Origin of the sequence: Brytella acorum, assembly GCF_029309905.1 — a bacterium.
Taxonomy (GTDB): Bacteria; Pseudomonadota; Alphaproteobacteria; order Acetobacterales; family Acetobacteraceae; genus Brytella; species Brytella acorum.
In genome coordinates this window covers 1-24,892 of sequence record NZ_JARBJP010000008.1, presented here as the reverse complement: position 1 = coordinate 24,892, position 24,892 = coordinate 1, and the positions used below count along the sequence as shown (strand labels likewise).

Annotated in this window: 21 protein-coding genes; 4 read left to right on the top strand and 17 right to left on the bottom strand. The window is 60.3% G+C overall.

The genetic code is table 11. The features are described from left to right. Positions 1-58 precede the first annotated feature (58 nt). The 14 genes from PWM43_RS12105 to PWM43_RS12040 form a co-directional block, all read right to left on the bottom strand. Positions 59-823 carry a triose-phosphate isomerase gene (locus PWM43_RS12105; protein ID WP_289842782.1) on the bottom strand — a complete coding sequence of 255 codons (765 nt, stop codon included), beginning with the start codon at positions 821-823 and terminating at the stop codon, positions 59-61. Between the two features lie 72 nt (positions 824-895). Beyond that, entirely contained in the window at positions 896-2,614 is a 1,719-nt protein-coding gene (locus tag PWM43_RS12100; protein WP_289842781.1) for a dihydroxyacetone kinase family protein, read from the bottom strand. A 58-nt stretch (positions 2,615-2,672) separates the two neighbouring features. After that, the gene (locus PWM43_RS12095; RefSeq protein ID WP_289842780.1) at positions 2,673-3,689 is read right to left on the bottom strand and encodes an ABC transporter permease; all 1,017 of its coding nucleotides are present in this window, start codon (positions 3,687-3,689) and stop codon (positions 2,673-2,675) included. Further along, the gene (locus PWM43_RS12090) at positions 3,679-5,178 is read right to left on the bottom strand and encodes a sugar ABC transporter ATP-binding protein (RefSeq protein WP_289842779.1); all 1,500 of its coding nucleotides are present in this window, start codon (positions 5,176-5,178) and stop codon (positions 3,679-3,681) included. Before PWM43_RS12090 ends, PWM43_RS12095 begins: the two co-directional genes overlap by 11 nt. Positions 5,179-5,200: 22 nt before the next feature. Further along, positions 5,201-6,136: a substrate-binding domain-containing protein gene (locus PWM43_RS12085; protein ID WP_289842778.1), complete on the bottom strand. Its 936-nt coding sequence runs from the start codon at positions 6,134-6,136 to the stop codon at positions 5,201-5,203. 39 nt (positions 6,137-6,175) lie between these two features. Continuing rightward, entirely contained in the window at positions 6,176-6,664 is a 489-nt protein-coding gene (gene derI / locus PWM43_RS12080; protein WP_289842777.1) for a D-erythrulose-4-phosphate isomerase, read from the bottom strand. A gap of 25 nt (positions 6,665-6,689) precedes the next feature. After that, complete coding sequence (locus PWM43_RS12075; protein ID WP_289842776.1) at positions 6,690-7,535, bottom strand: DeoR/GlpR family DNA-binding transcription regulator; 846 nt, start codon at positions 7,533-7,535, stop codon at positions 6,690-6,692. A 430-nt stretch (positions 7,536-7,965) separates the two neighbouring features. Continuing rightward, entirely contained in the window at positions 7,966-9,174 is a 1,209-nt protein-coding gene (locus PWM43_RS12070) for an ROK family transcriptional regulator (RefSeq protein ID WP_289842775.1), read from the bottom strand. Then, positions 9,171-10,004: a carbohydrate ABC transporter permease gene (locus tag PWM43_RS12065; protein WP_289842774.1), complete on the bottom strand. Its 834-nt coding sequence runs from the start codon at positions 10,002-10,004 to the stop codon at positions 9,171-9,173. The genes PWM43_RS12070 and PWM43_RS12065 overlap by 4 nt, the downstream gene beginning before the upstream one ends. Then, a complete protein-coding gene (locus PWM43_RS12060) occupies positions 10,001-10,897 on the bottom strand; it encodes a carbohydrate ABC transporter permease (RefSeq protein ID WP_289842773.1) in 897 nt (298 codons plus the stop codon). The genes PWM43_RS12065 and PWM43_RS12060 overlap by 4 nt, the downstream gene beginning before the upstream one ends. A 7-nt stretch (positions 10,898-10,904) precedes the next feature. Continuing rightward, positions 10,905-11,825: an ROK family protein gene (locus PWM43_RS12055; protein ID WP_289842772.1), complete on the bottom strand. Its 921-nt coding sequence runs from the start codon at positions 11,823-11,825 to the stop codon at positions 10,905-10,907. Continuing rightward, the gene (locus PWM43_RS12050; RefSeq protein ID WP_289842771.1) at positions 11,822-12,694 is read right to left on the bottom strand and encodes a sugar phosphate isomerase/epimerase family protein; all 873 of its coding nucleotides are present in this window, start codon (positions 12,692-12,694) and stop codon (positions 11,822-11,824) included. Before PWM43_RS12050 ends, PWM43_RS12055 begins: the two co-directional genes overlap by 4 nt. Beyond that, a complete protein-coding gene (locus PWM43_RS12045; RefSeq protein ID WP_289842770.1) occupies positions 12,691-13,983 on the bottom strand; it encodes an extracellular solute-binding protein in 1,293 nt (430 codons plus the stop codon). Before PWM43_RS12045 ends, PWM43_RS12050 begins: the two co-directional genes overlap by 4 nt. Next, positions 13,980-15,041 (bottom strand): glycoside hydrolase family 76 protein, encoded by a 1,062-nt coding sequence (locus PWM43_RS12040; RefSeq protein WP_289842769.1) that lies wholly within the window; start codon positions 15,039-15,041, stop codon positions 13,980-13,982. Before PWM43_RS12040 ends, PWM43_RS12045 begins: the two co-directional genes overlap by 4 nt. 483 nt (positions 15,042-15,524) lie before the next feature. On the opposite strand from PWM43_RS12040, the gene PWM43_RS12035 reads away from it, so the two are divergent. From PWM43_RS12035 to PWM43_RS12025, 3 genes are read left to right on the top strand one after another with little or no spacing between them, the layout of a single operon-like run. After that, positions 15,525-18,377 (top strand): TonB-dependent receptor, encoded by a 2,853-nt coding sequence (locus tag PWM43_RS12035; protein ID WP_289842768.1) that lies wholly within the window; start codon positions 15,525-15,527, stop codon positions 18,375-18,377. An 11-nt stretch (positions 18,378-18,388) separates the two neighbouring features. After that, positions 18,389-20,665 (top strand): Ca2+-dependent phosphoinositide-specific phospholipase C, encoded by a 2,277-nt coding sequence (locus PWM43_RS12030; protein ID WP_289842767.1) that lies wholly within the window; start codon positions 18,389-18,391, stop codon positions 20,663-20,665. Positions 20,666-20,667: 2 nt separating this feature from the next. Continuing rightward, positions 20,668-21,753, top strand: a complete 1,086-nt coding sequence (locus PWM43_RS12025) for a Gfo/Idh/MocA family protein (protein WP_289842766.1) — start codon at positions 20,668-20,670, stop codon at positions 21,751-21,753. A gap of 198 nt (positions 21,754-21,951) precedes the next feature. Here PWM43_RS12025 and PWM43_RS12020 read toward each other — a convergent pair whose 3' ends face one another. The 3 genes from PWM43_RS12020 to hmpA all read right to left on the bottom strand — a co-directional run bounded on the left by PWM43_RS12020 (position 21,952) and on the right by hmpA (position 24,048). Beyond that, entirely contained in the window at positions 21,952-22,218 is a 267-nt protein-coding gene (locus PWM43_RS12020) for a hypothetical protein (RefSeq protein ID WP_289842765.1), read from the bottom strand. A gap of 141 nt (positions 22,219-22,359) precedes the next feature. Continuing rightward, positions 22,360-22,755 (bottom strand): DUF488 domain-containing protein, encoded by a 396-nt coding sequence (locus PWM43_RS12015; RefSeq protein WP_289842764.1) that lies wholly within the window; start codon positions 22,753-22,755, stop codon positions 22,360-22,362. Between the two features lie 72 nt (positions 22,756-22,827). Continuing rightward, positions 22,828-24,048: an NO-inducible flavohemoprotein gene (gene hmpA, locus PWM43_RS12010; RefSeq protein WP_289842763.1), complete on the bottom strand. Its 1,221-nt coding sequence runs from the start codon at positions 24,046-24,048 to the stop codon at positions 22,828-22,830. An 86-nt stretch (positions 24,049-24,134) separates the two neighbouring features. Between hmpA and PWM43_RS12005 the strand changes: the two genes are divergently transcribed. Continuing rightward, positions 24,135-24,584 carry an Rrf2 family transcriptional regulator gene (locus PWM43_RS12005; protein WP_289842762.1) on the top strand — a complete coding sequence of 150 codons (450 nt, stop codon included), beginning with the start codon at positions 24,135-24,137 and terminating at the stop codon, positions 24,582-24,584. Positions 24,585-24,892 lie beyond the last annotated feature (308 nt).

Genomic DNA, 24,892 nt, shown 5'->3' with positions numbered 1-24,892 from the left:
CTCCCTCGCCAGGGGACATCCGATCCAGAGGTGAAGAAGCCCCAACCACGCGGACGGCCTAACGCCCCTTCACGGCCCCCACACGTTCGAGAATATCGAGATATCCCGACACGTTCCATGCGGAGCGGCCGATGAACAGACCGTCGATATGGGGGGACGCCGCCAGTTCCGCGCAATTTCCCGGATTGACCGAGCCGCCATACAGACAGGGCAGCGGGCGCCCCACACAATCCGCAGTGACGTCGATGATACGGGCATGCCGTTCATCGGCATAATCGGCGCTGGCGGGAATCCCGTTCTCTCCGATCGCCCAGACAGGTTCGTAAGCGAACAGGATGGTCGCGGCTTCCCCATGCTTCACATGGGCCAAAGCGCCCCGCACTTCGCGTTCGAGAACCTCATCCGCTCGCCCGCTCTCCTTGTCTCGCAGGGTTTCACCGATGCAGATCAAAGGAATGAGACCATGCCGGAGTGCGGCAGCGACCTTCAGCCCGACGGTTTCATCCGTCTCGCCGAAATATTCGCGCCGTTCCGAGTGACCCAGCTCAACGAGATCGAGCCCGCAATCCACCAGCATCGGCGCCGAAATTTCGCCCGTCCACGCACCCGCATCCGCCCAGTGCATATTCTGGGCGCCCACCCTGACCGAGGTATCGGCCAGAGCGGTCTTGACCTCACGCGCTGCCGTGAACGGCGGAATGATGAATCTCTGAATTCCATCCACGTCTTGCGCCGTGCGCAGACCCTCGCAAAACGCAAGGGCTTCCGGCAGCGTCTTGTTCATTTTCCAGCTCGTGCCAACCCAGAACGGCGTGGATATCATGCTTCTAACCCCGTCAGTCATGGATGCGCCCGCAAAGACGTTCCAGAAAGGAAAAATACCGCAAAACCGACCTCAATGTTCGACCGAGGCCAAATGCTCTCCAACCACGCGCGTCGCGAGCGCGAGCGAAAGGGCGCCGGCATCAGGATGACCCTTGCTGCGCTCCTTGTGGGTCTTGGCGCGGCCAAGGCGCGGCACGAGATCTCGCGTCGCTTCTGCGGCTTCATGAGCTGCCGTCGCACCGGCCAGCCATGCCGCAGAGCCAGCCTCGCCCGCATCCAGACGCGCCTTGAACGTTTCCACGAAAGGCGCGAGCGCATCGATCAAGGTCTTGTCACCGGGCTTGGCTTTGCCGAGTTCCACGATGCGATGCATGGCGCGGGCCGCACCGTCGGCAAGCTGTGCCGCCGTGGGTCGCTCGCTGTCATCCAGAGCATCGCTGAAAGCCCGCAGGCCTTCGCCCCAGAGCGCCCCGGATGTTCCCCCCGCCCGGTCAGCCCAGGCATCCGCCGCCGCCGCCAGAACGGAACGCGATCCCGCGCCCTTCCCGGTCGCACGCCGGGCCGCATGTTCCGCGGCCGCGGATCCACGCGCCATGCCCTGCCCGTGATCTCCGTCACCAGCCTGGGCGTCGATGCGTCCGAGTTCGACTTCCGCCTCGCCGAGCGCCTCGGCCAGCTTCGTCAACGCCGCTGCGACGCATGCGCCGCCCTCACGTCCCTCAGCCGTCGGCGCGGGAGTAACGACAATCTCCGGTTCCTCGACACGGGGCAGTTCCAGCAGGGCATCACCCTCAATCACTTCATGACTGAGAGCCGGGGTATGCACGGCGGCGCGCCAGTATCCTTCAAGTTCATCATCCAGCCACGTCACGGTCAGCGAACAACCCGCCATCTCGAGGCTCGTCGCATATTCGCCGACCAGCGGCGCGACCACGGCCAGGCCCGCCTTTGCGAAAAGCCGACCCAGAGCCTCCCAGAGGACGAAAAGTTCTTCCTGTTTCGTACTCCCCAGCCCGTTGAGCAGGACAGCCACCCGACGCGGCGCATTTTTCGGCGCTTCGTTGATGACGCGCTCGAACAGAAGGGATGCGAGTTCTCCGGCGACGGGAATGTCTTTCTCGTCGATCCCTGGCTCGCCGTGAAGGCCAAGCCCCAAGGCCATCCGTCCTTTCGGCACGGTAAAGAGCTTTTCTTTCTCGCCGGGGATCGTGCAGCCGTCGAACGCGACACCAAATGTCCGCGTCCAGTCATTGGCGTGATGACCCACACGATCGACCTCGTCGAGAGCAAGACCAGCCTCCGCCGCCGCTCCGGCGATCTTGAAGATCGTCAGATCCCCGGCGATGCCGCGTCGCGTCGCCCGATTGGCATCATCGGCGCTGGCCACATCGTCCGTCGTCGCGAGCACGCGCGCCTCGATGCCTTCGTCGCGCAGCCTTTGCGCCGCGATGCCGAAATTCAGAACGTCGCCCGCGTAATTGCCATACCCCAGAATGACACCGCCGCCGCGATCCGCCTCACGGGCGACGTTGATGATCGCCTGTGTCGAGGGCGAGGCGAAGATATCGCCAGCAACGGAGGCATCCGCGAAACCCGCACCGACATAGCCGACGAAGGCCGGATAATGCCCGGACCCGCCACCGACAACGACGGCGACCTTGCCCTCATTTCCGGGCCGGGCGCGAACGACACCGCCCCGGACGGGCCGAACGATCTCATGATGGGCAAGGCAGAAACCGTGAAGCGCCGAGGCCGCGAAATCGGAGGCGATACCGCAAATCCGTGTCATGGTCGGAAATCCTTATCTTTCTGGAACGCAGATAATTTTGAAATGCCGGGCGGATTTTTCACGCGCCACGGTTGAGATAACGCCGGGTCAGGGCGTCGAAGGAAATGGCCAGAACGACGATCCCGCCGCTGACGATCGACTGCCAGTAAGGCGAAATTCCGAAGAGAACGATGATGTTCTCGATGATCCCGATGATCACCGCTCCAAGAACGGCTCCAAGGGGACTGCCGATGCCACCCGTCGTGGCCACGCCGCCGATGACGGCCGCGGCGATGGGGGACAGAACCCAGGTATCGCCGATGGAAGGCTGAGCGCTTCCAAGCCGCGCGACCATGAGAATGCCCGCCAGCGCGGAGAGAAATCCGGCGGTCGCAAAAGCGGCCGTGCGGATCGCCGCCACACGCAGGCCCAGCATGCGCGCGGCTTCGGGGTTGCTGCCGATGGCGTAGACGTAGCGGCCCAGAGGCGTGCGCTGCATCACGAACACGACGATGGCCAGACAGACGAGCAGCACCACAAACGGCACTGGAACGCCCGCGAGCTTACCACTGCCCAGAAAAGCGATCTCATGCGGTATGCCGGTGATCGCGACGCCCTTCGTGACGACGAGTATGGCGCCGCCATAAACGCCCGCCATGCCGATCGTCAGAACCAGGGAGTGCAGACGCAGACGCGTGACCAGCGTTCCGTTGAGCAGACCACAGCCGGCCCCGAGCATCAGGCACAGCACCAGAGAAAGCCATGGATTGAGGCCGTACTGGACCATCATGATACCGCTGGCGATCCCCGCCAGACCGCCGATGGCCCCCACCGACAGATCCAGTTCGCCCATGATCATGAGCAGGGATTGCCCAATGGTCACCAATCCCGTGAACGCCAGCGAACGCGCGATGATCGTCATATTGAAGCGCGTGAGAAAATAGGGCGACAGGAAACACGCCACGACAAAAATGATCGCCAGCGCCGCCACGACGCCCCCCAGCGGATTCCCGGCGAAACGTCCGACCAGGACGCGAAAATTTGACGCCCGCGGCGGGACGGGTGGCTTTGCCTGTATGGTGGTGTCAAGCGACATGACGGGTCTCCCGGGCGCCTATGATCGCGCCGACAAGCGTGTTGACGTCGGTGGTGGCCTGATCGAACGAACCGTTGATCCGACGTTCGTACATCGTGATAATCCGGGTCGCGCAGCGCTGTAGCTCCGTCATTTCGGAAGAGACGAGGATGATCCCCACGCCTTCCTCGGCCAGTTGCTGCATGATCCGGTAGATCTGGAATTTGGTGCCGATATCGATGCCTTTTGTCGGCTTGTCGAAAATCAGGATACGGGGTCGGCGGGCCATGGCCCGGCCGATAATCGCCTTCTGCTGGTTGCCGCCGGACAGGAAACGGATTTTTTTCTCGGGAGACGGCGTACGGACATCGAAAGACGCAATCAGATCATCGACGCGGCTTCTTTCGCGTTTGCCGGAAATAATGCCGCCCCGTGCGAGCTGATCGAGCAGGGACACGCTGATATTTTCACGCACGCTGAGAAGCGGAAAAATACCGTGATGCTTGCGCTCTTCCGAGAGGTAGACCATGCCCCGCGCCACAGAACGGTCTGGCCGGCCCGGCGGAATTTCGACACCGTCAACCACGCACCGGCCCGCCGTCGCCCGGTGATAGCCGAACATCGTCTGCATCAGTTCCGAACGACCGGCTCCGACGAGACCCGCAAATCCCAGGATCTCGCCGCGTCTCAACTCGAAGGACGCATCGACCACGCCGGGGCCGGACATGTGCTCGACGGAGAGAATGACCTCGCCCGGCACGGAATGCGGCTGGAAACGCTGATCAAGCGCGATATTGCTCCCCGACATGAGATGAATGAGCGATTCCTCCGTCATCTCCGACATCGGATGCGTCCCCACGCTGCGCCCGTTGCGCAGAACCGTGACGGTATCGCCAAGGTCGAAAATCTCATCCATTTTATGGGAGACAAAGACGATCGCGACACCTTCATCACGCAGTGTCCGAATGATCCGGAACAGATGAGCCGTTTCGTTCGCGGTCAGGGACGATGTCGGCTCGTCCAGAATCAGGACGGAAAAATCATTACGGCAGGCAGCGCGCGCGATTTGCAGGAGTTGCTGGTCCGGAACACTGATCTGGCTGACGCGCTGATCGGGGCGCGCATGCATCCCGAAACGCTCCATGAAACCCTGAGCGGCCCGTTCCATGGCCCGACGCGAGACCGTGACATGCCCGAAGCCCGACCGACTGAAGGGCATGAACATGTTTTCCGCCACCGTCATCGGAGCGAACAGGTTCAGTTCCTGCGGCACATAGGCGATTTTCTCGAACAGCGCCCGATGCGCTAGCGCATCCTCGCCCTCGATGAAAATTCGACCCTCATCCGGCGTCACAAGGCCCGTGATCGTCTTGATCAGCGTCGATTTTCCCGCCCCGTTTTCCCCGGCAAGGATATGCACCTTGCCGGGTTCGAGGGTGAGATCCACGTGATCGAGCGCGACGACGCCGGGATATTCCTTGCGGACCGCTTCCACTTTCAGAACAGGCATCACAACATCTCCAAAGCGACGCTCAGAGCGACTGCTTGGTCAGCACATCGATACCGGTATCGATATATTTCGGCGTCTTCTGGCCGGCAGCCTTCTGCCACGCGGCCACGACAGCCCAGTAACCCTGCATTTCCGGACGGCTCGACGCAGAGGATTCCGCCACGCCATCCTTGATGAGCTGGATCATGTCGTTGAGGTTATCGAGCCCGACTTCCTTGATCTTGCCGGTCTGACCACTTTCGCGGATCGCCTGTCCGACACCGACGGGACCGGCCGCATCACACGCGACCCAGCCTGAGAGGTTGGGATGAGCCTGAATGATGGCGGAGGCCTGTTTCTGCGCCGTCTCGATACTGTCATTATCAATGCCGGTCGCCACGACCTTGATGTCGGGATATTTCGCGAAAACCTTTTTCTCGCATTCCGCGCGCATCGCGTGGTTGGGCGCCGTCGGCACGCCCATCATGATGGCGACCTCGCCTTTCTTGCCGATCAACTGCACCAGCCGTTCGGCGGCGATCGTGCCCTGCTCGCAGAAATCGGCGCCCACCCCTGTCACATCCATGTCCTTGGGCGGCGGAGAGTCGAAAACCGTGAGTCCCACGCCTTCGCCCACAGCCTCCTCCATCGTGGAGCGATTCCCTTTTTCATCCAGAGGATCGAGCAGAATACCGTTGGGATGAGTGGCGACCGCACGCTCGATGATATCGTTCTGTGCCGAAACGTCCGCAGTCTGAGGCGCGCGATATTCCACCGTAATCGCGCGACCTGTGGCCTTGCTGAGCATCTGGGCGGCAGCCTGCGCGCCGTTATTCACCTTGTCGAACCAGGGATGGACGACTTTCGGCACCAGCACGAAACGTAATGCACCCCCATCATCGGCGGCACGGGCGATGCATGGTGCGAAAGCCGTGGTCGCAACAAGGAGGGTGGAGAGGAAAAGAGACTTTTTCATCATTTTATTTTCCAGACGAAATTCTGAAAACAGCCGCGTGCATCAGCAGGACGTCTTGATTTTCTCATGTTTTGCGGATGCATATTTTTGTCCGAGCGCATCAACGCCCGCGACATTTTTCGCCGAAGAACTGGCCGGGTCGAATGTTTTGGAAAACCACGCCTCGGCAATGCATTTCGCCAGTTCGGGGCCGATGACCCGCCCACCCATCGTGATGATATGCGCGTCGTTCGAGAGTGCCGCGCGCTCGGCGGAATAGGTGTCGTGCGTCTGCGCGGCGCGAATGCCCGGAATTTTATTGGCGGACATGCAGACGCCGATGCCCGTTCCGCAGCACAGGATGCCACGATCGAACTCGCCATCGATGATCGCCAGCGCCACGCGCTCACTCAGATCCGCATAGAGTTCGACGGAACCGTCACGCGGGCGCGACATATCGACGACTGTCCATCCGTCTTTTTTGCTGAAGTGTTCGACAAGGATTTTCGCCAGCCCTTCGCCAGCACTGTCACCACCGATTGCGATACGCATGTCATGCTTCCTTTCGAATTGTCGCTTATTCCGCAGCGGCGCGCACAGCCATGCCGGATGAGGGCTGGGCCGCCGGTGACGAGGCGATCGTGAGATTGAGGCCGGCATCCTCAAAGCGCGCTTTGATGGAGGGAGAAATACCGGCATCCGTGATGATTTCGTCGAATGCAGCCAGGGGCGCGAGCCGGTTGAGCGCACAGACGTCGAATTTCATGCTGTCGACCATCAGGACGCGACGCTCGACGATTTCCATCATCGCAAGCTTGGCCTTGATGACATCGTGTTCCTGATGAAACGCCGTCACGCCATGAACGGCGGAAACGGACATAAACAAAGTGTTCGCACGCAGGGCCGAGATCGACAGTTCGCAGAGATTTCCGAAAAACGCGTCAAAGGTCGGGTGATAGCGACCGCCAAGAGAAATCAGATTGACATCCGAAGCCGAGGACAGACGTGTCCCGATTCCGAGACTGTTGGTAATGACGGTCAACGGCCCTTTCCGCATCACATGATCCGCCAGAAGGGCTGCGGTGGTGGAATCATCCAGAACCACGATCTGTCCCGCTTCGATCCCCTGCGAAGCCAGACGGGCGATGGCTTTTTTTTCGCTGGTGGCGCGATGGGTGCGGTGAAGAACACTCGTTTCGACTGTTCCGCTGGATAAAGTCGAAACACCGCCATGCACTTTGCGCAGCAGGCCTTTGGCGGCGAGTGCCTGAATATCGCGATGGATCGTCATCCGACTGATGGCGAAACGTTCGGCAAGCTCCTCGATCTGAGCGTTGCCGCGACCGATCACGTAAGCGAGCAGTTCCTGCTGCCGCGTCGCCACCGCACCTGCCATCGTGCCTGCATCGATCGGAGATCCCATCGAAAATGAGTCCTTCCTCGTCTTGCTTACTCAAGGCTCACATAACGGCGTGATCTCCACCTGAAAGATCATACCGACGCGTTATGCAATGCACATACATAACACCAGTATGTTATGGAAGTGATATCTTGGAGTGATAGTCGATTTGTTTTTCACAAAGCTGTGTTGCCGTACAAGGCAGCACGATCGGTACGGTCATGGGACGTCGCGCAACGGCGGCGTGTGGCGTGCGGATCGGGTTTGAAACACTGTCCGCAGGACGCGGAAGCGAGCGCTTCGCATGCACTGCCGCGTAACATCGGCCTGTGAAAGCCCGATCTCGCCGATTGAGCGGGATCAGGGATCAATGCGGGCGTCGAGCGCAGGGTTAGAACTTTATCCCGCGAATGCAGCGCGTCCGGGAAAGGACATCACAGCTCGGGAAATTTCCTTACCGATGATCGAACGGCCTCTCGTCGCCAGCGACATGGCGGATATAAAGATGCCGGAAATCCGACCGTGTATTTACGAAAACCGGCAGGCTCATTCCCCCGATGACAGGCCCGTCCGTCAGGAGACTGGTCACGGAGAAGCGGGCCAGTTCGCGCGCGCGAACGGCGCTTAGCGAGGGTCGCAGGGGATAAGTGCGCTCGACCAGTGCCGAGAGCATGGACTGCGGGAGCGCCCCGCCCAGCAGCACCGTTTCCGGATCGAACGCCGTCTCGATGATAGAGACAAGGTAACGCAATGTTTGCGCCGCACTTTCCATCCATTGCATTAACCGGCTGTCACGACGACGATGCAGTTCAGCCAGCGCTTCGGGCGTCAGGTCCGCCACCGGGCAGTCCAGCAGTTGCGCCACGGCATGCAGGGAAAGCTGATCATCGATCACCCCCTCTCCTCCGGGCGTGGGCAACAAGCCGAATTCGCCCGCGTTGCCGCGCACGCCCTTCATCGGCATGCCATCGACGACAATGCCCGCACCCGTGCCATAACCGATATAGACCAGAACGAAATTGCGTAACGAGCCGCTGGACTGGTGAAGGAGCTCCCCGACAGCCGCCGCGGTCGCATCGTTTTCGATCAGGACCGGAAGTCCGAGCCTCCGGGCGAGATCCGCGGCGGGGTCGAAGTCGCGCCACCTCTCCCAGCCCGGCATGCGCATTTCGACTTCGTACATCTCGGCGTTCAGCGTCGGCAGAACGAGCCCTAGCCCCCAGACCGGCTCGCTTTCAATCCCGCTCCCCAGCATGAGACGCCCCGCCAGATCCGCCATGACACCCATCGTCGCAGCCGGGTCCCTCGTATCGCCCGACCAGTCGGCCCGTGCCACGACATTGAGGAGAAGATCGCCGAGAACCGCTGAAATCCGGCCCTGATCGACATGCATCCCGATGGCGTAGCCCGCTTCGGGATTGGGGGCCAGATAGGTTTGCGGCTGTCCCCGCAAGCCTGTCGAACGTCCGACCTCGCGGATCAGCCCCTGATCGAGAAGTTCACGCGTGATACCGGAAATGGTCTGCGGCTTGAGTCCGATGCGCTGCGCGATATCGACGCGACTGAGCGGTCCGTTCTCGTGCAGCAGTTCAAAGACGAGCCGCCGGTTGTAGATGCGCGAATAGGCCTGTCCGGCGCCGTCGGGCGCGTCGTGATCGCTCACTTCACGGCTCCGGCCGTGAGGCCAGCCGTCATGCGGTGCTGGAACATCAGCACGAGGAGGACGGGAGGCAGTGTTGCGAGCAGGGAAGCAGACATGATCATTCCGAAAGGCAGTTCAAAGCGGCTGGGCGCGGAGATCAAGCCGACACTCACGGGCAGGGTACGCGCCGAATCGCTCAGGGTGAAAGTCAGAGCAAACAGGAATTCGTTCCAGCAATTCATGAAAATCAGCAGACCCGCCGCCACGATCCCCGGCCAGACCAGCGGCAGATGGATCGTCACGAGGCGACGCAGGAGCCCGCATCCATCCAGGGCCGCCGCTTCATCGAGATCGCGCGGCAGATCACGAAAGAAACCCGCCAGCAGCCAGATGGCGAAAGGAAGAGCGAAGAACAGGTCGGCGAAGATCAGGCTTCCCAGCCGGTTATAGAGGCCGAGTCGTGAAATCACCGTAAACAGTCCCGACAGGATCGCGATCTGCGGGAGCATCGAACTGCCGACCAGCAAGGCGAGTACCGTGCCGCGCCCCCGGAACGACATGCGCCCCAGGGCGTAAGCCGCCGGAATGGCCAGCACCAGCGAGATGACGCCCACGGCGCTCGCGGAAATCAGCGAGTTGACGGCATATCGCCACCATGTCGGATCGGAAAGGATGACCCGATAATTCCCGAAATCCGGGCGGGCGACGGGGACTGTCGAGAAAAGCGCGGGACCATGCCGGAAAGACGTCACCAACGCCCAGTAAAGCGGAAAGAGCGTTTGAAGCAATGCGCCCGACATGGCGACCCAGCGCCACGACCAGCCGCAGGGCCAGCGAGAAGACGCGATCATGCCTTTTCTCCTCGCGGCCAGGAGACGCATCGCCAGAACAGGGCGACAATCAGGCCTATGACCGCCAGTGTCGCCAGCGCCGAGGCGGCGCCATAACCGGGTGCGCCGAATTGCACGATCTGCATCTGCACAAAGACGGAGAGGCTCATGCCATCGATATCGGAGCCATAAAGAACGCTCGAAAGATCGAACATCCTCAGGGCGTCCAGCAATCGGAACAGCGCCGCGACGGCGAGCGTCGGCCATAAAAGCGGCAGGGTGATGTGACGGAAACATTGCCACGATGTCGCGCCGTCCAGCCGGGCCGCTTCCATGGCCTCCAGGGGCAGGGACTGGAGTCCGGCCAGGGTGAGGAGCGTCATGAAAGGCGTGGCCTGCCAGATGTCGATCATCACCATGAGGAGAACCATCCCCGCCGGACTGGCCGTCCACGCGATGCCATGCGTGATCAGGCCCGCATGGACGAGAGCGGCGTTGAGGACGCCATACTGGTCGTTGAGCATCCAGCTCCACAGCCGCGCGGCCACCACGGCGGGTACTGCCCATGGGAGCAGAAGGATCGCGAGCATGACGCCGCGCAGCCGACTCCCGAACCCCTGAAGCACCACCGCCAGGGCGATACCCAGAACGGTTTCGGCCAGCACCGCTCCCAGCGCGAACAGGCTGGTCGTGCGCACCGCATGCCACCACGCCGCGTCCCCCAGCAAAATGCGGAAATTCTCGAATGTCATCCCGGCCCGCGCCGGCACGAAACCATGAGGATCGTGGCTGAAAGCCAGATGGATCGTCTGGCCGAGCGGCACGACAATCAGTGCGGCCAACGTGATGAGCGCAGGAGCCAGCAAAGCCCAGGGCTGCCACGGAAACGATTTCAGATGACCGCGAACTCCCATGATGCGACTATGTCGCGACGCAGGACGCCAGCGCCGCGCCGATGATGCCAGCCTCTTCGCCAAGGCCCGCGACGAGCATGGGGATGTCCGTGCAGGATTTCTCCCATATATGCGCCCGGATCTGCGCCTCGAGCTGGTGTCGATAGGCCCCGGTGGAACATCCCAGGCCCCCACCCAGGACGATTTTCCCGGGATCGAGCATGTTGATCGCCTGCGCGATCAGACGTCCGCCCATGGCGGCCGCGTCCGCGATCACCCCCAGGGCAAGGCCATCTCCTTCCGCGGCCAGCGCCTCGAGACTGTGCACGCCCTGATCCAGAGGCGCGCCACCCCGAACATCCCATAAACGCGCCATTCCGAGGCCGGACGCATAATCTTCGGGAATGGCGGCGGCGAGCGCCTGACAGTCCGATGTCGGAACGGCAATGCTGGAACTCGCAAAGTGAATGGCGAAACCATGCGCGCCCGCATAGGGACGACCATTCAGGCAGAGCGTGTAACTCATGCCCGAACCCAGAGAAAAATAGGCGAAATTATCGCAATCCCGGCCAGCCCCGAAACGCGCTTCCGCGAACGCGGCGGCGCGTACGTCACTCTCGGCCCTTACGGGCGCCGACACCACATCCGTCAGGCGCGCGATGAGATCGGGCAGGGGAAAATTCCACTCGCTGCGGATTCGACCGCGCAGGTCCACGAGTTCGGGAACCGCCACGCCGACGCTGACGCATGCCTGGTTCTCAGGCCCGCAGACCGTGCGGACGAGGTCCGCCACGTCATCGACGATCGCGCTGCCCGGCGCATCCCGGCGCGTGGAGATACGCATGACCGGGCCGACGGCTCCCGTATCCAGATCGACGCGCGCCGCGGCAATCTTGGTCGCGCCGATATCCACACCCAGCGCTTGGCGAGACGACGTCGACAGATTCACAGGGCGAGCCGCCGCAGCACGTCCCGGTTATGCCGGGCGATGGGCAGCGGCTTTTCCGGCGGACACGGATACATGTCCTGTTCGACGACGGCGAAACCGTCAAAATTTCTTGCCTTGAGAAAGGCCACGACCTCCGCGAAATCCATGATCCCCTTGTCCAGTTCGCACATCACGCCATTCTGGAACACCTCCATGAACGGAGTGCCGTTTTCCATGGCGCGCGCATGAATGACGCCATCGAGGTTCTTGAAATGATAATAGGGAATGCGATCCGCATGGGCACGCATGAACGCCAGCGCGTCAGCGCCCGTATAGGCATGATGGCCGAAATCAAAACAGAGTTCGACAAATTCCGCTGGCGTATCGTCCAGCAGCCGCAGGATTTCCGTCTCGGTTTCCACAGCCGTCCCGACATGCGGATGAAAGAGAAGGCGCAACCCATGGTCCTGCGCGATCATGCGCCCGGCTTCGGCGATGACGCCCATCATGTGCTTCCAGGTATCCGGCGCGGCGATGCGTGCCCGAGGCGTCGCATAGGCGTCCGAATCATCCATCAGAAGCAGCCAGGGCGTATCGGTGGCGACGAGGGTCTCACACAGCGGCGTCAAACGCGCCCCCAGGGTCTCGAAGGCGTCGACACCCGTCAGGGGATGCACCACCGCGGCACCACAAAGACCGAGACCGCGTGACGCCAGAGCATCCGCGAGATGCGCGCGATCCGTCGGAAGATAGCCCCATGGCCCCAGCTCCGTATAGGCGTATCCTGCCTCAGCCACCTCGTCGAGATAGCGTTCCCAGGGTGTCTGACGTGGGTCCTGCGCATACCAGACGCCCCAGGCATCGGGGGCCGTTCCAATTTTGATGGTCATTCTGTCTTCTCCTGAGGGGGGAGCGCCGCCGTCGGACCCGAAAGCCACTGGCCGCGCAGGGCCATGGCTTCCACCGTATCCGACAGGGCGCGCAATGCATCCGGGGCGCTGCGCTGCCCGCGCAGCACGTCATGAAAACTGTTCTCGACCATCCATGCGAGGCGCGGATAGTCCTGGCCCGTTTCGGCCACGGGACGCATGAGGGGCGCTTCGAAAACGGGACGAATCTTCGTCAGTACCGGAATCGCCGCGAGGACATCGGGATCATCGAGCAGCGAACGCCGCGCGGGCACATACGCTCCCGCCGCCGCGCGCGCCCGCTCGACCGGACGCGAGGTCAGATAGCGTATGAGCGACGCCGCTTCGGCGGGATGCCTCGTATTCCGCGCGATCCCGAGATAGACCGTCCCATCCACGCCCCCTGGAAGCTCGATGGACCTTTCGCGGGGCAACGGCGCAACGCCGACCTTCCCGGCCACGACACTCTGGGGATCGTTGGCCAGCGCCCAGGCGTAAACCCAATTCCGCATGAAGACCGCATGGCCGGTCTGGAACGCGCCACGCGCCGCCTCTTCATCATCCGAAAGAACGCCCTCGGGAGAGATGGTCCCGACCCAGCGCGCGGCACGCGAGAGAGCCGACCGCGCCGCCGGATTATCGATTCCGGCCTGCCCCGTCCCGGGAACAAGCGTCCCGCCCTGCGGGCCGAGCCACTCCAGCGCATTGCACAGCAGGCTCTCGGCGGTACGGCCCTGCCACACATATCCCCAGAGCGCCGACTGGCCGGTCCGCCGCTCGGCCGCCTGGACCAGAAGCGCCTCGCGCTCGAGTTCATCCCAGCTCTGCGGCACGGGAAGACGGTATTTTTCCAGCAGGTCGCGACGATAAAACAAAAGCCCCACATCCCGATACCACGGCAGCGCCACGCGACGTCCGGCACTGGCGAACGGAGCGGGCATGAGATCCGCGTCGTCGGGCTTTCGTTCCAGCGCACCCAGCATCGGCGCGAGGCTTCCGACCCAGGTGCCATCCATCACAAGCACATCCACGACCGGGTCCGACGCGGCGAGAAGCTGCCGGTACAGCGGCAAAACCGTGCCCCAGTCGGACGGCAGGGGAACCAGCTTCACCACATTGCCGGTTTCACGCGCCCAGCTTTGGCTTTCTGACTGGCACAACGCCATTTCCGTGCCGCTGGAAGAGCAGAAAACGGTCAGTTCTCCCGCGACGCCCGCATGCGACATGATCAGGCCGCACCCTGCAAGACATGCGAGCAGCCGCCGCGTCATGGTCGTTCTTCTCCGGCTGCGCGAGCCGCTGCCATAAACAGATCGGCCGCCGTCACCTGAGCCTGCGCGGAAGGCGTGAAAGACGCCTGCCGCCAGTCGGCGCTGAAAAGAGCTCTCCCGTGACGGCGATCCCACAGACGCGCACTTTCCCCTGACAGCCATGCCGCGAGACGCCCCTTTTCCCCGCCATCCGGCAACGCCGGGACAAGATGCCCGAGAGCCCGCACGAAGATTCCGCGAAAGATGCGGCTGTCCACGCTCATCGGCTCCTGCGCCTCCCGAAATCCATCGGCGGATGAACCGCGCGCGGCAATGGCCGCTTCCCCGATCCGGGCGGCGTCAGGCAGAAGATCGTCGGCCGGAGAGATCGCGGCCAGATGCAACAGCCCGTCGAGGATAACACCCTGATTGTAGCTGTAGGCTGGTCCGCCGTTATTGTGGCAGCGCGCATCGAGCCCGTCATTGACCGAGAAGGACGGGTTGATCATGCCGCTGTCGTGGAACCATACCCAACTCTTCAACGCCCACGCCCTATATAAAGAAGTACCGGTCGCAGCGTAGAGTCTGGCTGCGACATCCATGAAGAGCTCGTTGGTGATCGCATTCTTGTAGGTGCGGGCGTGATCCCACCAGACCCCGCCGCCACAGATCCCGTCCCAGTATGACGCAGCGATACGGTCAAAGATATGTCGGGCATCCGCGACTGCGGGAGAGCCCGCCGCCGGACGCCGTCTCTGCACCGTCGCCACATCGAGCGCTGCTTCCGCGCCCCATAGATCGTCGTCATTCCCATCCAGGCCCCTCCGATCCGAGAGAAGGGACGCGGCGCGTCGGCGAAACCGGGAATCACCGGAAATCGCCTCGTATTCGGCAAGGCTGCTGACGACGACGAATCGTTGCCACGCGTGAAAGTCATGTCCATCGCGATAGACGTGCAATGCCTCCGGATATCGCGCGAGCAAAAGCTGAAGCGCATCGGCCGCGTGTTCGAGATGCGACCGTTCAGCAGACCGGCTCGTCGACAAAGATCCGCACCACAGAGCGGCGATCAACAGCACGGACCTTCCCCAGCATCCCGCCCTCACGATCCTCTTCCTTTGCATGCACCCGAATACAGATGGAAAGCGGCCAGCACCAGGAGAGGCACTTGCTCGACTCCATTAATTTCATACATGGGATTTTATGTCCAAGTTTTTCTGGTTCCGTTCCGATTTCGACCAGGGATAGAGATTTAACATAGCCTTCACACAAGCTTTGCACGAAAGCGATTAAAGCCCCTTCGGGATACAAACCCGCCGCATATCAAGGTTGAAACCAGATGATTCGAAAAAATCTCAGTGGATCATGTACTTTCATTGCAAAAATGGAAGATCGTCGTTTAGATCAACGACATTGATTTATTTCCATCTGAAAATACCCGCGATGCGGCACCAGGGCCCGTTCCGGCCCACGAATTGTCCACGATTTTGCCTCGCTGGCGGCTGCACGCCCGACGCCGGTGGGATTGTGTTTCTTCTCCTTTCTCCGAGAGGACCCGTTCTATGACGTCGTTCAAAAAAGCTCTGAAATTATACCTCATCCCGCTCACGACGATGGGCGTGATCGCACCCGCGATGGCACAGCCTGTGTTGCACAAGGCAAAATCCCACAACAGAAAGCACGTGGCTCCGACCGCCGCGGCGCAACCTGCGAGCCGTGCGCCTTCGCACGTGGCGACCGTGCCGCCACGTCAGACCAGGACGGCGCTGAAAGCGCCCACCACGGAGAGCATCAACGTTACAGCCCTGCGCGGTGGAAGTGTCGCCGCCGCACTCGACGAGCAGCGTCGCAGCGTCGGCGTGGCGAGCGTCATGTCCCGCGAGCAGCTGGAACAGGCGCCCGAAACCAATCTCGCGGATATCCTCACCCGCATGCCGGGCGTCTCCGCCTATAGCGATATGGGCGGCGGTCAGGCTGCGACCGGTGAGTCGCAGTACATGACCATCCGCGGCCTCGATTCCAGCTACAATGCCTACACCCTCAACGGTGAACGCATCGCTCCCGCCGATCCTTCGACCCGCGCCGTCTCCTTCGACATGCTGGCGCCCTACGGCATCACCTCCATCAAGGTCTCGAAAAGCACGAGCGCCGATATGGATGGCGACGCGATCGGTGGAGCGATCGATATCCGGACACCGACAGCCTTCGATTTCGCTGGCCCTTATCAGAAGATTACCCTCCAGGGGCAGCTCAACGACAAGGCCGCGCAGATCGGCACGCAGGATCTGGGTGGCACGGGGCAGGTGGAATTTGCCCGGCGCTTCGGCAAGGATGGTCGGTTCGGCATTTACGCGACAGGATATTATTCGTCCAAGGGCGTTCTGGCCGACGCCGTCGCGCCCAATACGTCCTATTCACCGACCCTTCTCTCTCAGGCGGGGGTGACGAGCCTCAATCAGGCGTCGCAGCTCTCAACCCAGCAACTCAAATACGATCTGTTTTCGAGCTCGATCAAGCGCTATGGCGGCTCTCTCGCACTGAATTACAAGGGAGAGAACCAGGAAGTCTATTTCCTGGGGACGTATGGTCAATACAACGTCACGATGAATGACAACCAGGTGTCGCTGCGCGGCGCCAATTCCGGATATGACGCAAACGGCATCTATCAGTCCGCCGATGCCACGCGTGGGCAGTATTTCGAGACCAACGATTCCGCACAGCTGCTGACGACGCAGAAGCTCGGCGGGGTCACGCGAACCGGCGACTGGACCGTCAATTACGACGTGTTCAACAGTTATGGCGTGCAGTCCAGCCCGAACCAGGTCGAGGCCAGCATGTATGGCAATACGACCGTCAACGGCCCCTTCACGTTCGACGTGGCCAACACCACGCTGCCGCGCGCCGTCGCGTCATCGGCGGCTTTGTCCCAGCTCTACAACCAGAACAGCGACCGTTTCTGGAAAACACAGGGACGCGATTCCCAGAGCACGGCCGATATGTTCGGCATTCACGCGGATGCCGCCTATCGCTTCCATTCGGATATCCTGAAATCGATCGTATTCGGTTTCAAGGTCAGCGACACGCAACGTCAGGCATGGCACCACCCCTACTTCCACGACGACAATAACTTCATCTACGACGGTCCGTTCTTCGGCGGTCAGAACTGGGCATACAACAATGCCGCGGGACCGGTCATCGGGGACATCCCCGGCAAGAACGTGAACGCCTTCGGTGGCGCGGCCGGTGACTTCCGCCTGCTTGATCGTGACTGGGTCAAGAACACGACCGTACCTTATAAATATCAGAATGATCCGAACGGAGCCGGCAATTACACGAGCAACGACTGGAACGCCAATACGAGCCGTGGCTCCGAGAAAGTCTATGCGGGCTTCGTGGAACTGAACCTCCAAGCCGGCCCGGTCGATATCCATCCCGGCTTCCGCTACGAATACACGGATTTCGGCGGCTCACACTGGCGGTCGAATGGCGACGACGCGACCGGCGAATTCATCAAGGTCAAGCAGTCCTACGGTTCGCCGCTGCCCTATCTCAACATCAACTGGCGTCCTTCCGATCTCAGCGTCCTGCGTTTCTCGGTCCGCCGTTCCCTGACGCGTCCGGCCTTCGGACTGGTCAACGGAGCGACATCGCTGACTCTGGACTCCGTGACTAACCGCGTCATTTCGGTCTCGCAGCCCAATCCCAACCTGCGCCCCACCACGGCGACCGTCTTTGATTTCTCGGGCGAACTCTATAACCGCCATTCGGGCGTCGTGTCGGCATCGGTCTATTACAAGCAGATCCAGAAATTCATTTTCACTTCGGTGTCCGGGACATCGAACAGTTCCACGCTCGGCGGCAATGTGCCGACGAACGCCTACACGGATAACGGCACGCTGTATCAGATGCCGACGAACGGCGGGGGCGCGTCGCTTGAAGGTATCGAACTGAACGCCCAGCAGACGCTCTATTTCCTTCCGAAATGGCTCAGCGGCTTTGGCGTCAACGGCAACATCACGCTTCAGCATTCGGTCGCGAAAAGCAATATTGCCGGCCATCCGAACACCGCACTCCCCCGTGCTCCGGAGATGATGTATAATCTCGGTATCTTCTATAACCACGGCCCGATGCATTTCGACCTTAACTACAACTACATCGGAACCCAGCTTCTCAGCGTCAACTCGGCCCTGCCGGACTTCTACCTGCAGCCGACACAGCGGCTCGATCTCAGCATGAAGTACAGGTTCGGCTGGGGCCTGACCGGAACGCTCGCCATGCAGAACCTTCTGAATACCCCCGCCTATTGGGAAACGATGGGCAAGGGCAAAGCCTATCTTGCCTATGACGGTTCGGCCAATGGTGCTTTCGTCCAGACAGGCCGCATGTATCTTGTCGGACTGACCGGCCAGTTCTGATGAAAGTGACGATGACGAACCGACTCCCTCTCGTCGCGGCCCTGGCCGCGACCATACTGATGACAGGCCACAGGGCGGAGGCCGCCGGGACATTCGATCCCTCCTCCCTGAGGCTCGACCAGTTGCAGGTCGTCGGTTCGCATAACAGCTATCATGCGGGGCTCGAGCAAGGGATCCGCACCGAGGTCGAACGGGCCAACCCCGATTTCGCGGCTCTGCTGGATTATGCCCATCCGGCGCTGTCCACACAGCTCGACCGCGGCGTGCGCCAGCTCGAACTCGATATCTACGCCGACAGCCAGGGCGGACGGTTCGCAAACCCGCACCGCCCCGGCCATCCCGAAGAAAAATGGGCGCTCCCGCCCGCCGAACTGGCGCTCATGCGGCAGCCCGGCCTCAAGGTCATGCATATCCCCGATATTGACCAACATGCGACCTGCGAACCGCTCAAGGCGTGTCTCAAGGAGGTTCAGGCATGGTCACATGCGCATCCTGGGCATATTCCCGTTTTCATCATCCTTGAGATCGAACAGTCGAATGACGTGCCCGGCGCCACGCCGGTCGAACGTTTCAGCGCCCGCACATTCGATCAACTCGACGCCACGATCCGCTCGGTCTTCTCGCCCGGCGAACTTCTGACACCCGATCAGGCCCGGGGAACGGCAGCGACGCTCGGGGACGCCATCCGCCAGCACGGATGGCCCACCGTGGGCGACAGCCGGGGCAAAATCGCCTTTCTGCTCGACCAGCGCGACAATGGCCCTCTTTATCTGGCGGGCCATCCGTCTCTTCGGGGACGCGTCGCCTTCACGAACGCCGCACCCGATGCGCCGGACGCCGCCTTCACGGAACTCAATGACGGACCGGCGGAGCAGATCACGGCCCTCGTACGACGCCACCTGCTCGTCCGCACCCGCGCCGACGTCAACACCGTCGAGGGACGCAGCGGAAGCGTCACGCGACGGAATCTGATGCTGGCCAGCGGCGCGCAGATCATCAGCACGGATTACCCTCAGGGCGAAGCCGCCCGTTGGAGCGGTTATCGGGTCGGCTTCCCCGGAGGAGGCCCCGCACGGTGCAATCCCGTGACGGCGCCCGCGAACTGTGTCTCACGCCTTCTCGAACCGCCCGGGCCGGATGCGATGCGCCTGCGCCGCGTCGTCGTGGTGATGCGTCACGGAATCCGCTCCGCGCTTCCGGGTCAGGAGCCAGCGGGGACGACCATAGCGGGCGGCTGGCCGCAATGGGAGGTCGCGCCCGGTGATCTGACGCCACACGGAGCGACGGGAATGCGCACGATCGGACGGTTCGAACGGCGCTGGCTCGAAGAGAACGATCTGATGTCGGGCGACGCCTGTCCCGCTCCGGACACCGTAAGCCTTCATGCCAATTCGGAACCACGCACCGTAGCCAGCGCCCTGGCCTTCGTCAGTGGCTTTGCAGCCGGCTGCCCGCTGCCTGTCACCCATCTGGCGGCCGGGACACCGGACCCGCTGTTTTCCGCGCTGGAAGCCGATCCGTCGCGTTTTGATATGCGGGCCATCGTCCCCCGTCTGCCGGTCGCGGATACGATTTTCGCGCGCCATGCCGACGCGCTCGCGACGCTGGGACGCATCGTCCAGTGCGGCAAGAGACCATGCACGTTTCTGAAGAGCGACAACCATGTGGAGCCGGACGCATCCAACCATGCTTTGACGCTTTCCGGGCCGATCCGGGAGGGATCGTCCATCGCCGAAGCACTGATGCTCGCCTATCTCGACGGCAAGCCTTTGATCCGCGAGGCGGGACATATCGTAGATGTCGGCGAGCTTGGCGCCCTGTCGGCCCTGCACGCCGCCATGCTGGACAGCATCGTGCGACCACGGCCGATTGGAGCCCTGCTGTCCCGCGATCTGCGCGCCAGGCTGGTGGACGACCTCAGCGCACCGACCGGACCGGCATTCCGCCTCTATGTCGGCCATGACGATACGATCGCGCCGCTTCTCGGCATGATGGATACCCATGTGCTGGCTCCGGGCTATGCTCCCGACGAAATTCCGGTCGGCTCCGCGCTGGTCTTCGCCGTGTACGGAAATGCTTCCGGCAAGGCGCTTATCCGCGTCCTCTTCCAGTCCCAGACACCGGAAGCTCTGAGAAACACGCCGGACAACGCCGATCCGTCGATCAGTTTTCCTCATGTGCCAGCATGCCGATCGCCAGACGGTCTCTGCACACCCGAAGAATTGCTGCCTCTGCTGCGCACGGAGCAGGCTGAAGCCGATCCGCTCTCGAACATCCAAGGAAAGTGACGATGAAGAAAATTTCTCTGGGTCTGCTGGGCGCTGGCGAAGTCGCACAACTCATTCACCTGCCGGTCCTGCGACAGTTGCAGGACCGCTATGATGTCGTCGCGCTCTACGACCCCTCTCCGTCCGTTCTTTCGAAGGTCGGAATGACGTGGAATATTCCGCGCCTCTACGGGGACGTGGAAGCGTTTCTCGCGGATGCGGGACTGGACGCCGTCATGATCCTCAGTCCCGATCAGTTTCACGGCACCCATGCCAGAGCCGCGCTTCAGGCCGGCAGGCATGTCTTCCTCGAAAAGCCCGCCTGCCTGACGATCGCCGATCTCGATGCGCTGATCGCCGCGCATCGCGCAAGCCCGCTCGTCGCCATGGTCGCTTATATGCGATGCTACGCTCCGGCCTTCACTCAGGGCCAAAAACTGCTCGGGCAGATGGACGAGATCCGCTATGCGCGGGTGCGGGACATCATCTGCGAGGGGCCGTGGTATTTTCAGAACTGGAGTGACGTCGCCACCCCCGAAGACGACATTCCGACCAACATTCTTACCGCCGGACGGGCGGCACGTCTCGCCGATCTGAAATCCGTATGCGGGGATGAAGCCAGCCCCGCGATACTGAAGGCTTACGAAGTCCTGACGGGGCTCGGGGTGCATTCGTTGTCAGCGCTGCGCGTCCTCCTCGGCGCGCCCCGGCGGGTCATCTCGGCGCATGTCGCGCGGGGCGGCCTGCAAATCAACGCCCTGCTCGACCATGGAGACTTCATCACAAACTACGAATGCGTCATCGACGATGTGGTGCGCTTCGATGCGACCATCGAAGTGATGTCAGGACGTGAAAAGCTCGATATCCATTATGACACACCCTACATTCGCAACCTCCCCGGCCGCACGATCTTCCAGCAAAGCACGGAGACAGACAACACGATCCAGACGTTCGGACCTTTCTACAAGGACCCGTTCCGCGTCGAACTCGAGCATTTTCATGATGCGGTGACCAACGGCATCCCCGTTCAGACGCCGCTCGCAGACGCCACGGCCGATCTCGAACTTTGCCGACACATCATCGCTGCGGCTCAACGTTCCACGCCATAAAACCCGCATCGACTGCAAACCGGGAGCGAAGATATAGCGATCCCGGCACCGCTCCCTGTTTTCAGCAAGGCGGTATGGAGTGTTTCAAGACTCTTCATTGAAGCTGTATCGTCCCGATCCACGGGACGAAAGGCAGGACATGATGATCCGGATGAGAAGTTCCGCTCTACGCTTCGATTGACAGGTCAGTGGGCATTTTCACTCGGTGACAACACGAAATTTGCAGCCCAACATCGGGAGGGCAAACCCGTCCGAGCGTCCTGCCATTTCGCTTTCATGATTTTTTTGTCCATCAAGCGCGCCGGTCTTTGTATGACAGCTTTGCGAACTTGCCTCGCCAGGCTTCAGGAACACTCCCGCCCCGAGATTCGCTTTTTCACCGTCAGCACCAGACACACGAGCCAACAGACCCGGATCAGACGGAAGAGATGCACCTTTGCTTCTCTGCGTATAGGCTGGAACCATGCCCCAATCGGGTCGAAACGCCTCAAATCGACAATCAGAGAAACCGGGCTGCTTCTTGAGCCATCCTCCGCATCACCACAGAAGAAATTGAATCACAGAGAAATTCACTTTGCTCATATAAATATTTTTGGAATTATATTTTTAATCAGTATTTTTACGTAGAAAATCTTGCAATATTAATGCATGATTACATAACGGATCGCGAGCGGCGTAGAGAAGGGTAACTCTATGTTTTTTTGCCAGTTCGCAGAGGCGCGTTAAATCAGCATTTCCGTGGTGCAGTTCCTGTCGGTAGCTGATCTGGAACTCGTTCCAGTGAGCAGGATCATGAGCGAACCAGCGTCGCAATCCCGGGCTGGGTGCTACATTTTTTAACCAGTAATCCATGGGCACATCGCTCTTATGAAGCCCTCGTGGCCAGAGCCGGTCGACCAGGATACGGATACCGTCTGCAGTGGCTCGTGGATCGTAGACGCGCTTAATTCTTATATCGGCCGGTTCGTTATCGGAATGGATAGTATGCGACATATCTGACATTGCATAAAGTTCCTGACAATTCAGGGGTGGGAGACAGTAATCTCCCACGCTTTAAAACACGAATGATCGATATCAGGCTGCCGAGAGAACAAGAGCCGGATCAGCGGCAGAACCGAAAAATTCATATCGAATCTGTGTGCCCGGAAGCTGCTCGGCTCTAAGGGTGTCTACCATATCCCGCATAAATGAATCCGGACCGCAGATAAAATAGGTTGCGGAGCGATCCAGCGTCTGTCGCAACCAGACAGGGGTGATCCGTCCAGCGTAGGACGTGACACCTGACGCACTGCCTTGTGTCTGCGTCTGGTCTTTTGAATAAAAGAAATCTGCTGTCAGCAGAGCGTCTTTTGCAAACTGTCTGATTTCTTGCTGGAAAGCCGCCGACGCCGCAGTGTCAGCACCGTGAACATAACGGATGCTTCGTTTCGTGCGTGTCTGTGTGAGTTCACCCAGCATGGAAATAACCGGCGTCAGTCCGACGCCCGCTGTCAAAAAGACGATGGGGTTGCTATCGGCTTCGTTCAGGAAAAAATCGCCCGCCGGGTTGGCAATCTGAAGGATATCACCTTCTTCAACACTGTCGTGCAACCATGTTGAGACAACGCCCCCATCCTGTCGTCGTACGCTGATACGATAATGATCCTCACCAGGTGCGGAAGAAATGCTGTAGTTTCTGCGCTGTGACCCATGTTCCGGAACATCCAGCTTAAAGCTGAGATACTGCCCTGCCTTATGACGGAAGAGTGCTCCCCCATCTGTTGGCACCAGTTCGAAAGAAGTAATGATGGATGTTTCACGCTGACGCGAACGGACACGAAAGGACCGCCAGCCCGTCCAGCCGCCGGGCGTGGATTCATTTCCCTCGTAAATCTGCTTCTCGCGACCAATCAGAATATCAGCGAGAAACCAGTAGGCTTTCCCCCATGCGTCCAGAATTTCCGGCGTGGCGGCATCACCGAGAACGTGACCAATCGCGCCAAGAAGCGCTGTTGCGACGTAAGGATAATGTTCGGGCAGTATGTTGAGACCAACATGCTTTTCCGCAATCCGTTCCACCATGCCGCCGAGCGCGCCAAGATCGTTGATATGCTCGGCATAACACATCACGGCCAGAGCCAGGGCCTTGGGCTGTTCACCATCCTGTTGATGCGAGAGATTAAAAAGGTCTCGAATGGCGGGTGTCGCGAGAAGACGCTTGTACATCTCTGTCGTAATGGCGAGACCATGCGCCTTGAGCGCAGGAACCGTGGCGAGGATGATGGAGCGTGTTTTTTCATCAAGAGGATCGGCCATGGGTGTTTTCCTTAAAGGTTCATGATCTATGAACCTTATCTATCCGCATTGGAAAACATGTCAAGATCGGATACCTTTAAGCGACCATGAAACTTACGTTGCAAACCGATTATGCGCTCCGCGCTTTGATCTATCTTGGCACTCGCCGAGATCGTCTTTCGTCGATACGCGAAATCGCGGAAGCTTACCAAATTTCAGAAGCACACATGATCAAGGTGATTCATAAACTTGGGCAAGGTGGCTTCATGGAAACGATCAGAGGACGCAATGGTGGTATACGTCTTGGGAAACTGCCAGAAAACATTGTGATCGGTGATGTCGTCCGATACATGGAAGGCAATCTGGCCCTATTGCCATGTATGGACGCGACGGCCACATCATCAAATATCTGCGCGTTGATGCCGGGGTGCCGTCTGCGAGGCGTCATGTATGAGGCTTCACAGGCTTTAACGCATGTTCTGGATCGTTATACACTCGCCAATGTCATTACACCGTTTGAGGTCGAGCGTCTTCGTGGAGAGCGTGACGTGACTTAAACGTCTAAATTCACGATGGGAAGCATTCCGATACTAAAATACCGTAATTAAAAAATGCGCTGCCCATAATACGATAAATTATTCACCATGAACCACCACAGATGACGGTCGGAATATCATCAATTATACCCATACATCACTAATCGACGTGCATATTGCAAGATATATATTCAAATCCTTTCTTCCGAAGCGAATACATAATTGCAACTTGCTTGTTTGACGTGCCCCCCGGAAATGTAACCATTTAAAAGTAGAGTCCGATCGAGAAGGATACGGACGGATGAAGCGCAGTCGTTTTACGGAAGAGC